Origin of the sequence: Brevibacterium sp. LS14 (assembly GCF_012027885.1) — a bacterium.
Taxonomy (GTDB): domain Bacteria; phylum Actinomycetota; class Actinomycetes; order Actinomycetales; family Brevibacteriaceae; genus Brevibacterium; species Brevibacterium casei.
Map to the genome: position 1 here is coordinate 1 of NZ_SJXG01000041.1, position 9,286 is coordinate 9,286.

At 64.7% G+C, this 9,286-nt stretch carries 9 protein-coding genes; 3 read left to right on the plus strand and 6 right to left on the minus strand.

Annotated elements, in window-relative coordinates; all coding sequences use genetic code 11:
* Positions 1 to 204: 204 nt before the first annotated feature.
* The 3 genes from EZE58_RS06160 to EZE58_RS06170 are packed head-to-tail and all read right to left on the minus strand — an operon-like array spanning position 205 to position 3,184.
* The gene (locus EZE58_RS06160) at positions 205 to 441 is read right to left on the minus strand and encodes a hypothetical protein (RefSeq protein WP_063250036.1); all 237 of its coding nucleotides are present in this window, start codon (positions 439 to 441) and stop codon (positions 205 to 207) included.
* A gap of 1 nt (position 442) precedes the next feature.
* Positions 443 to 1,795: a TRAP transporter large permease subunit gene (locus tag EZE58_RS06165; RefSeq protein ID WP_063250035.1), complete on the minus strand. Its 1,353-nt coding sequence runs from the start codon at positions 1,793 to 1,795 to the stop codon at positions 443 to 445.
* Positions 1,796 to 1,828: 33 nt separating this feature from the next.
* On the minus strand, positions 1,829 to 3,184 hold the full coding sequence (locus EZE58_RS06170; protein ID WP_063250034.1) for a DUF1932 domain-containing protein: 1,356 nt from the start codon (positions 3,182 to 3,184) through the stop codon (positions 1,829 to 1,831).
* A 147-nt stretch (positions 3,185 to 3,331) separates the two neighbouring features.
* Here EZE58_RS06170 and EZE58_RS06175 point away from each other — a divergent pair, with 147 nt between their 5' ends.
* Complete coding sequence (locus EZE58_RS06175; RefSeq protein WP_167560100.1) at positions 3,332 to 4,081, plus strand: IclR family transcriptional regulator; 750 nt, start codon at positions 3,332 to 3,334, stop codon at positions 4,079 to 4,081.
* Between the two features lie 46 nt (positions 4,082 to 4,127).
* Positions 4,128 to 4,976 (plus strand): formate/nitrite transporter family protein, encoded by an 849-nt coding sequence (locus EZE58_RS06180; RefSeq protein ID WP_009381138.1) that lies wholly within the window; start codon positions 4,128 to 4,130, stop codon positions 4,974 to 4,976.
* Positions 4,977 to 4,989: 13 nt separating this feature from the next.
* On the opposite strand, the gene EZE58_RS06185 is transcribed toward EZE58_RS06180, so the two are convergent.
* The 3 genes from EZE58_RS06185 to tyrS form a co-directional block, all read right to left on the minus strand.
* Positions 4,990 to 5,391, minus strand: coding sequence for a YccF domain-containing protein (locus tag EZE58_RS06185; RefSeq protein ID WP_063250032.1), 402 nt, complete (start codon positions 5,389 to 5,391; stop codon positions 4,990 to 4,992).
* 142 nt (positions 5,392 to 5,533) lie between these two features.
* The gene (locus tag EZE58_RS06190) at positions 5,534 to 6,163 is read right to left on the minus strand and encodes a hypothetical protein (RefSeq protein ID WP_063250031.1); all 630 of its coding nucleotides are present in this window, start codon (positions 6,161 to 6,163) and stop codon (positions 5,534 to 5,536) included.
* A 34-nt stretch (positions 6,164 to 6,197) separates the two neighbouring features.
* The gene (gene tyrS, locus EZE58_RS06195; protein WP_167560102.1) at positions 6,198 to 7,484 is read right to left on the minus strand and encodes a tyrosine--tRNA ligase; all 1,287 of its coding nucleotides are present in this window, start codon (positions 7,482 to 7,484) and stop codon (positions 6,198 to 6,200) included.
* 488 nt (positions 7,485 to 7,972) lie between these two features.
* Here tyrS and EZE58_RS06200 point away from each other — a divergent pair, with 488 nt between their 5' ends.
* On the plus strand, positions 7,973 to 9,283 hold the full coding sequence (locus tag EZE58_RS06200; RefSeq protein WP_167560104.1) for an ISL3 family transposase: 1,311 nt from the start codon (positions 7,973 to 7,975) through the stop codon (positions 9,281 to 9,283).
* Positions 9,284 to 9,286: the final 3 nt, after the last annotated feature.

The window sequence follows — 9,286 nt, forward strand, 5'->3', positions numbered from 1 at the left end:
GAAACACCGCGTTGTTGTGGTGTTCCCGGTGAGGCGAACGAGATATAACTCTAGACCACCAGAACACCCCCACGCAACCCGAAAACCGAAACTTCGGCTGTGACAACCGTCACCGCTGTAGTCAAGCGGGAAAGGGGCTCTTCACGAGGGCGCCCCGAGGGCCGGCTGCGGGAGGATCCCCGCAGCCGGCCCAGTGACAGAGCATCAGTCATCCGCCTCGGCGCCGGTGGTCGTGTAATAGGCGTAGCCGAGGAGGCTGACGACGATGGCGGCGATGATGCTCGGTCGCGCCAAGGTCTCATAGGCGGCGTCGATCCACGCCCCCTGAGCGAAGACGAGACCGACGAGCTGGGTGATGACGATGGTGAAGGCAAGGACGAGGAAGATCGCCATGGCCAAGGTGAAGAGCGGGAGCAGGATGGTCTTCAGGGTGGTTCTCATGTCAGCCTCCCACAGGGACAGGAACGATGCTCAGCGCGATGAGCACGCCGAGGATGAAGATGGGTACGACGTAGTAGATGACCAGGGGGATGAATGTCTTCTCCGGCTGCGCCTCGGTGAGGCCTGAGGCGACGAAGATCGATCCCGAGGCCGGCGGCGAGGCGCCTTCCGTCGAGGCGAAGACGAGGATCGCGACGACGGCGAGCAAAGGGTCGATGCCCGCCGCGACCATCGAGAACAGCGCCACCTGCCCGACCGCGCTCAGGGTCGCTGTCGACGAGAGCGGACCGGCGACGACGACCACGAGGACGCCGATGAGCGTGACGAGCAGCCAGAGAGGCAGATCGAGTGTCTCCAGGAGCGAGGTGACATCGGTGGCGAGGCCCAGTGAGGCCAGCACCTCGGAGGCCATGATCGCGAAGAAGAGGATCGCGCCGATGGTGTAGAAGCGGGGGACGGAACCGGCGAGGAACTCCCACCATTGCCGAGCGCTCTTCGGGAGCTCCTTCCGGGCGACGATCGCGCTGATGGCGATGATGAGGATCGGGATCCACATGATGAGTGAGATGTTGCCCAGCGACTCCCCGATCGTGGCGATCGATGAGAGGAAGTCCGCGAGAGGTCCGACGGTGATGAGGATCGGAATGATCGCGCCGAGGAAGACGAGCACTGACGTCCAGCCGAGGCGCAGCGATGTCCGCAGAGGGACGTGGTCCGCTCCCGTCTCCGGCCTGATCCCGTCGCGGTGGACGAACCAGGCGGTCAGCCCGATGCGCAGGAGCACCTGGTACGAGCCCGCGACGAGCAGCGCCAGATACACCTGTGACGTCGTCACCAGGGTTCCGGCGAACCCGATCATGATGATCATCGACGCACTCGGCGGAAGTGCCGCGCCGAGGCCCGCGTTGCCGGCGATGACGGTGGCCGCACGTTCACGTTTCCAGCCGGTGCGGACCATCCACGGGCCGGTGATCGACCCGGATGCGGCGGCATTGCCTGTGTTCGATCCCCCGGCCAGTGCTCCCATGGCCGCCGAGGCGACGGTGTCGACATAGGCCGGCCCGCCGGGCAGACGCCCGAGCAGAGAGGAGAGGATCGTGATGAGCTTGTTCATCACACCGGTCCGTTCGACGAAGTAGGTCATGAACACGAACGCGACCGCGGCGTAGAGCACTTCGTTCTCGGAGGCTTCGACGAAGGCGTCGGCGGCGAACTGTGGGGCGTTGGCACCCGCGAAGAGCAGTGTGACGATGAAGCCGAGCAGCATCGCCTCGGCCATATTCCGTTTGATGACGACATTCCAGATCACGATGACCGCGATGAAGACTGCCAGGGCGATAAGGGCGAGAGGCATCGTTGTCCTCCCCTTTCTGATCGGTGGTGGGTCCTAGGACTGGGTGCTGCTCGCAGCCGTCGCGCGGATCTCCTTCTGACGTCGCTGTTCGTCGGCGATCACCGCTCTGCCCGCTGCGACCGCCTGTTCGGCTGAGGTCGCGGGGACGACGAGGACTCCATCGGCATCGGCGACGATGTAGTCGCCGTGGTGGCAGACCGCTCCGGCGACGGAGATCGTCTCGCGGAGGCGCCCGGGTCCCGATTTGTACGGGCCCGCCGGTGAGACGGCTCTCGCCCACACGGGGAAGCCGAGCTGTGCGATCTCCGCCGCGTCGCGGATGGCGCCGTCGATGACCATTCCTGCGATCCCCCGAATCTGAGCCCGTTCAGCGATCAGTTCTCCGATGAGCGCCCGGTCGGTCTCACCGCCGCCGGCGATGACGAGGATGTCGCCCGGGCGGGTGAGCGGAAGCGCGCGATGGATGGCTTGATTGTCTCCCGGACGTGTGAGGACGGTGAAGGCCCGTCCGGCGATGGGGGCACTGTCCCACATGGGTTTGATGCCCGAGTCGAGGAATCCGAGGCGATCGCCACCGTCGCCGAGGGCGGACGTCGGAAGCGCTGCGAGTTCGGCGGCAAGGTTCGAACCCTGTGCTCGCGCCACCCCGAGATGGACGGAACGGGCAGCCTCGCTCATCGGCCAGGGGTGTGCGTGTTCGGCCAGAAGGTCGATGCTGTCGCCGAGCTCGGCTGCGCGCCGGAGGGCGTGCGTCCGGGTGCCGGTGAGAAGCCGATCGAGCGTGGCCTCCCCATCGGCGAGTTCCCCTGCGATCTGGGCACGCATCCAGTCGACCTCCCCGGACTCCTCTCCTGCCCGCATCGATTCGGTGATGAGGGCGCCGAGACCCTTCATGAAAACGCTGCGGAGCAGCTTCCGCTGGGAGGCGTCACCGATGCGTCCCTGGATGGGTTCGGCGTCGGCTCCGACGATCCGCAGAAGCTCGGCGGCCTCCTCGGAGTGAGCCCCGGAGAGGAGTACGCGGACTCTGGCACCGTAGCGCGGTACGGAGCCGATGACCGCACCGTCGACGACCTTCGCTCGCGGGCCGAGCGCCTCGGCGACCTCCTGTTTGCGTGTGGGCGACGCGGCGTTGAGGTCGAGGAAGAGCGCGCCGTCCTGCAGTGCTTCCGACGCCTCCTCGGCCACCGCAACGGATGGCCTGGCCGTCGTCAGTCCGAGGACGAGATCGGCGTCGGCCACCGCCTCGGCGATGCTGCCCGCCATCGACACCCCGCTGGGAGGATCGATCGGGCGCGGATCGAACCCGACGACTTCACATCCGGCCTCGACGTAGGCGGTCGAATAGAGCGATCCGGCTTCACCGAGACCGAGTACTGCAACACGCATCTTCGCGCTCCTATCATTGAGTGATAGTTTCTATCATTGTGTAGTAGGTGGTGATCAGTGTGATCCAGCCGCTGCGTCAAGTCAAGGGCTGCGGCGACGATTCGCTCTGCGAAGATGGGTCCGTCGGCGATTTCAGGAGGACATTCGGTGGCAACGACGAACAACCAGGGACGGACGCTCGATCGAGCCCTCGATGTCCTCGAGTGCGTGACGAGCACACACGAACCGGTGACCCTGACCGAGATCTCACGCGGAACAGGACTGCACCTCGCGACGACACAGCGCCTCATCGGCCAGCTGGTCAAGCGCGATTACCTCAAGAGCACCCCGCGCGGCTACACCCTCGGACCCCAGGTGCTGCCGATGTCGCACTCGTTCGTCCTCCAGGATCGGCTTGCCCTGGTCGCGCCGAGCGTGCTCTCAGCACTGACGGACCACACCTCTCTGACGTCATCGGTGTTCGTCCGGGTGGCGGATCGCCGGGTGCTCGTCTCCCGGTTCGAGGCCCCCAACCCCCTGAGCTACCAGTTCCCGGTCGGACAGGTGCTCGGCCTCTTCGTCGGCGGCGGAAAGGTCTTGCTGGCACACGCCGAGGAAGAGGATCGGGAGCGCCTGCTCGCCGACTACGAGCCGGTGGCCCTCTCGAGCGGTCGCCTGCAGAACCTCGAGGAGCTGCGGAACGATCTCGAGCAGATCCGCGAGACCGGCTATTTCCTCGCCGAGGCGGAGCGGAGCAAGGACAGTCTGAGCACGACCGCGCCCATCTGGTCACCGGACGACAGCCTGTTGGGCACGATCAATCTCGTCGCGAACACCGGGGACACGACAAGGAAGGAGCTCGAGAGGCACACCTCGACGCTTCTCCAGGCGAGCCGGCGGATCACCGCCCAGATGTGACGTCTTAATCCGACAAGGCGGCATGCGCGGATCGTAGACTGGGTCCATGACCCAGAAGGAACAGCGCGAACGTCTCGGCCAGAACGATCTCGACCTCGAAGACGGTCTCGTCCAGGAGGCGTCTGCAACCGTCACCGAGGGAGCCGCGCGCCTCAATCGGAAGCTGCCCGAACTCATCGTCACCGGTCTCTTCGGTGGAATCGACGTCGGCCTGGGGATCCTGGCGATGATCCTCGTCAAACAGGCCACAGGGTCGGACATCCTCGCCGGCATGGCCTTCGGCATCGGTCTGCTGGCGCTCAAACTCGCTCATTCCGAGCTGTTCACCGAAGAGTTCCTCCTGCCGCTCAATGCCGTCCTCGCAGGAGAGGCGAACTGGCTTCAGCTGGTGCGCCTGTGGGTGATCAGCCTGGCGACGAACCTGGTGGGCGGGGCGGCGTTCGCCTGGCTCATCGTTCTCGGCCTGCCCGACTATCACGCGGTGCTCGTCGACACGGCCCTCGGCTACATCGATCAGCCCTCACTCGCGGTGATGATCGGGCTCTCCCTTCTCGCGGGAGCGACGATCACCCTGGCCACGCGCATGCAGCAGGGGGCGACGAATCAGGTGGTCACCGCGATCGTCTGCATGGTCACCGGACTGCTCGTCATCGGGTTCGGCATGCTCCACGGGGCGATCAACGCGATCATGATCTTCGCGGCTATGTTCGCCGGCGCCGACATCTCAATCCTGCAGTTCCTCCAGTGGTTCGTCATCGTCATCGTCTTCAACATGCTCGGCGGACTGCTCGTCATCGCACTCCCGCGGGTCATTCGGACCTATCGGGTGCTCAAAGCGGTGCGTCGGGGTGAGATCTCGCTCGAGGAGCTGCAGGCGCAGGCGTCTCAGGACTGAGGTCCGGTTCGCGTCACCGCTGGTGGTACCTGGGCAGCACGGCGTCGCTGTCGACGATCTGCTTGCCCAGAGGCATGAGCGAGACGGGGATGAGTTTGATGTTCGCCCATCCGAGCGGGATGCCGATGATCGAGACGAACAGCGGGATCGACGTGATGACGTGTCCGATCGCGAGCCAGATGCCGGCGACGACGAGCCAGATGATGTTGCCGATCGTCGCACCGATCCCGGCGGTCCCGGTGTCGACGACCTCACGGCCGAAGGGCCAAAGCGCGTAGTTGCCGATGCGGAACGAGGCGATTCCCCACGGGATGGTGACGATGAGGATGCAGCAGATGATGCCGGCGATGTAGTAGCCGATGGCCAGCCACAGGCCGGAGAAGATCAGCCAGATGAAGTTGAGCAGGGTCTTCACGGTGTGCTCCTCTTTCGTCGTGGAGTTCCATCGTCGTCCACCATGACCCGGGTCGGCAACTGCGGTTGTCTGCATTTCTGCCTGGGGAGATCCCTACGCGGAAGTCTGGCTCCGCCTCGCAGTTCTGGCCGACGCAGCCCTTTCACCACGAGCTGAGACGCTCAGCTTCCTCACGCCCCGAGGCGAATACGAGTACCAGGGAGGCGATCATGCCTGCCAACAGCACGGCTCCACCCCACCCGGCATCGGACTCGTCGGGCCCGACGGCGATGAGCGAGAGGAGCACCGGGACGAGTGAGCCCACCAGCCCGAGAACAGCGACGATCCGCGAGAATCTGCGCCGACCGCCGGTCATCAGCCCCGCGGCGACGATCGGCAGCACGACGAGGACGAGCATCGCCACGATGATCGCCAGTCCGATGAAGCCCACCAGGAAGGCGATGAGAAGCGCCGGGGAGTCCGACGAGCCCGAGTCCTCTCCGAGCAGGACCTCCGCTCTGGAGTTCGACAGCCCGGCGCCCGCGATCGTGGCCACCGAGAACGGCTCATCAGCATCCTCGGCGGTGGTTTCCGTGAACATCGGAAGGAAGGTCCCCAGCACGAGCAGAGCGGCAGCACCGAGGCAGCACAGGGAGATCAGGGCCCGTTCGAGGCGGAGCACCCGGTAGTGAAGGCGGTAGACCTCGGCGGTCAGATCCCGCCCATCCGCACCCGGAGGACGACCGACGCCGCGCGGCGGGGCATCCCGCTGCACGGCGTCGTCGCTGCTCATCGGCTCATCCGTTCCAGGCTCATCGATTCCGGTCTCAGCCGACGATGTCGACCGCTCCGAGGGTCTTCTTGCCGCGGCGCAGGAGGACGACTCCCCCACCTGCGGTGTCGAGGACGTCGTCGGCGGTGAGCGTCTGATCCTCGCCGGACACCTTGACGTTGTTGACGTAGGCGCCGCCGTCCTTGATCGCCCGGCGGGCTTGTCCCTTGGACTTGACGATTCCCGAGGCGACGAACGCGTCGGCAACGGGCACGCCCTCACCGAGCGACGCCGCGGGAACCTCGCCGCGGGGCAGTTCGGCCGTGGCCGCGCCGAGGGTCGCCGGGTCGAGAGCGCTGAGCTCGCCGCCGCCGAACAGCGCGGCAGCCGCGGCGATCGCCTGATCGTACTGGTCGCGTCCGTGGACGAGGGTGGTGACATCCTCGGCGAGGACCTTCTGCGCCAGGCGGGTGTGCGGGGCGGCTTCGAACTCGGCGCCGATCGCTTCGAGCTCCTCGAGCGGGCGGAACGAGAAGACCTTGAGGTACTTCATGACGTCGCGGTCGTCGGCGTTGAGCCAGAACTGGCTGAACGCGTACGGGCTGGTCAGGGAGGCGTCGAGCCACACGGTGCCCGATTCGGTCTTGCCGAACTTCGTGCCGTCGGCCTTCGTGATGAGCGGAGTCGCCAGCGCGTGGACGTTGGCGGCCTCGACGCGGCGGATGAGATCGACGCCCGAGGTGAGGTTGCCCCACTGGTCGGATCCGCCGGTCTGCAGGGTGCAGCCGTAGCGCCGGTAGAGCTCGAGGTAGTCGTTGCCCTGGAGCACCTGGTAGGAGAACTCGGTGAAGGACAGGCCGGACTCGTTCTTCAGGCGCGCGGACACGGATTCCTTCGCGAGCATCCGGTTGACCGGGAAGTGCTTGCCGATGTCGCGGAGGAAGTCGATCGCGGAGATCTCCGAGGTCCAGTCGTAGTTGTTGACGACGCGGGCTGCGTTCGGCCCGGTGAAGTCGAGGAAGCGTTCGACCTGGGCGCGGATCTTGCCGACCCATTCCTCGACGATCTCGCGCGGGTTGAGGGTGCGCTCCCCCGACATCCGCGGGTCGCCGATGAGGCCGGTGGCCCCGCCGACGAGGGCGAGCGGATTGTGCCCGGCCTGCTGGAGGCGCGAGGCCGTGATGAGCTGGACGAGGTTGCCCATGTGCAGGCTCGGCGCAGTCGGATCGAAACCGACGTAATAGGTCAGCGACTCCTGGTCCAGAGCTGTCTGGAGCACGGTCTCGTCGGTCGACACCGCCACGAGCCCGCGGGCTTTGAGGTCACTGAATACGTCGGTCACTTCGGTCCTTTCGAAACTGTGTGGACTTGCCGGCGTCGGGCCGGCCCTCCCAATTCTACGGCGTACGCGGGACCGTGATCGTTGCCGTCCGTGGTGAGTCCTCGCTCGCCGAGGCGGGACTCGCCGAGGTTGTCGGTCGTGGCGGGCAGAACGCGGTGACCTCGCCGAGAAGGAGAAATGTAAACTGCAACAATGGAATGGGGAACTATAGCAGACTGGGTCATGGCGGTCCTAACGGGCGCTGGCTTCTACGCAGCAGTTTGGCAACTGCGAAGCAATCTCAAGGATTCACAACTAGCAAGGGCGCAGGCCCGAAAAGATGATGAAGCAAATCGCGAGGCGATGGCTCGCGCAGTGGGGATAAAATGGCTCTTCGTAATTGAGAGTGTAGATCGGTGATTCCAGGACACGGCGAGTCGCTGCGCGGATAGACGTCGAGGTCTTCCGATGATGGAAGTTCTCACACAATCCATCCGAAAGACCTCGACGTGGCCAAGCCTACTTTCTCGACCCCTGACCTCACGACATTCTGCCGACTCGACACCCTCGATCTGACCTGCACCGGCCAAAACATCACCGGGCACAAGGCGATTCTGGAATGCCGGCCCAACACTGCTGATGACTGGTGCCGTCGGTGCGGTGGCCACGGGATCGTTCGCGATACCGTCGTCCGCCGTCTGGCCCACGAACCTTTCGGCTACCGACCAACCACGCTTCATCTTCGCCTCCGCCGTTACAAATGCGTCGAGTGTGGCCGCGTCTGGCGTCAAGACGCCACAGCCGCGGCACCACCACGAGCGAAGATCTCGCGAACCGGCCTCGACTGGGCGTTGCGTGCCCTCGTCATCGATCACGACACCGTGTCCGTCATCGCTGCGAAACTCGCAGTGTCCTGGCACACCGCGAACTCCGCCGTCCTCGCTGAAGGTCAGCGGTTGTTGATCAACGACCCGACTCGTTTCGACGGGGTCAGCGTCATTGGTGTCGACGAGCATGTATGGCGGCATACCCGGCGTGGCGACAAGTACGTCACCGTCATCATCGACCTCACCCCGATCAGCGAGGGAACAGGCTCGGCACGTCTGCTCGACATGGTGGCTGGCCGTTCGAAGCAGGTGTTCAAACAATGGTTGAAAGACCGACCGAAAGACTGGCGTGAGGGCATCGACGTCGTCGCGATGGACGGATTCTCCGGCTTCAAAACAGCCTCAGCTGAGGAGCTGCCCGACGCTGTCGAAGTCATGGACCCCTTCCACGTCGTCAAACTCGCCGGTGATGCCCTCGACGAGGTACGTCGCCGAGTTCAGCAAGAGACAACCGGCCATCGCGGACGAGCAAAGGACCCGTTGTACCGGGCAAGAAGAACTCTGCACACGGGCAGCAGCTTACTCACGACCAAGCAGCAGGAAAGAATCGCGAACCTCTTCGCTGACCCGAACTTCACCGAAGTCGAAGTCACCTGGGCCGTCTACCAAGACATTGTCAGCGCCTACCGAACCGCGGACCGCAAAGAGGGCAAGAGACTCTTGCAAACGGTCATCGACGCCCTGACAACGAATCTGCCATCCGAACTTGTCGAGCTCAAACGGTTAGGACGAACGTTGAAGCGTCGAGCTGCTGATGTGCTCGCGTTCTTCACCCGACCGGGAACGTCGAACGGTCCCACTGAAGCGATCAACGGCAGACTCGAGCATCTACGCGGGTCCGCGCTGGGATTCCGCAACCTCACGCATTACATCGCGAGGTGTCTGCTCGAGTCCGGTGGCTTCAGACCGGTTCTACACTCTCAATTACGATGAGCC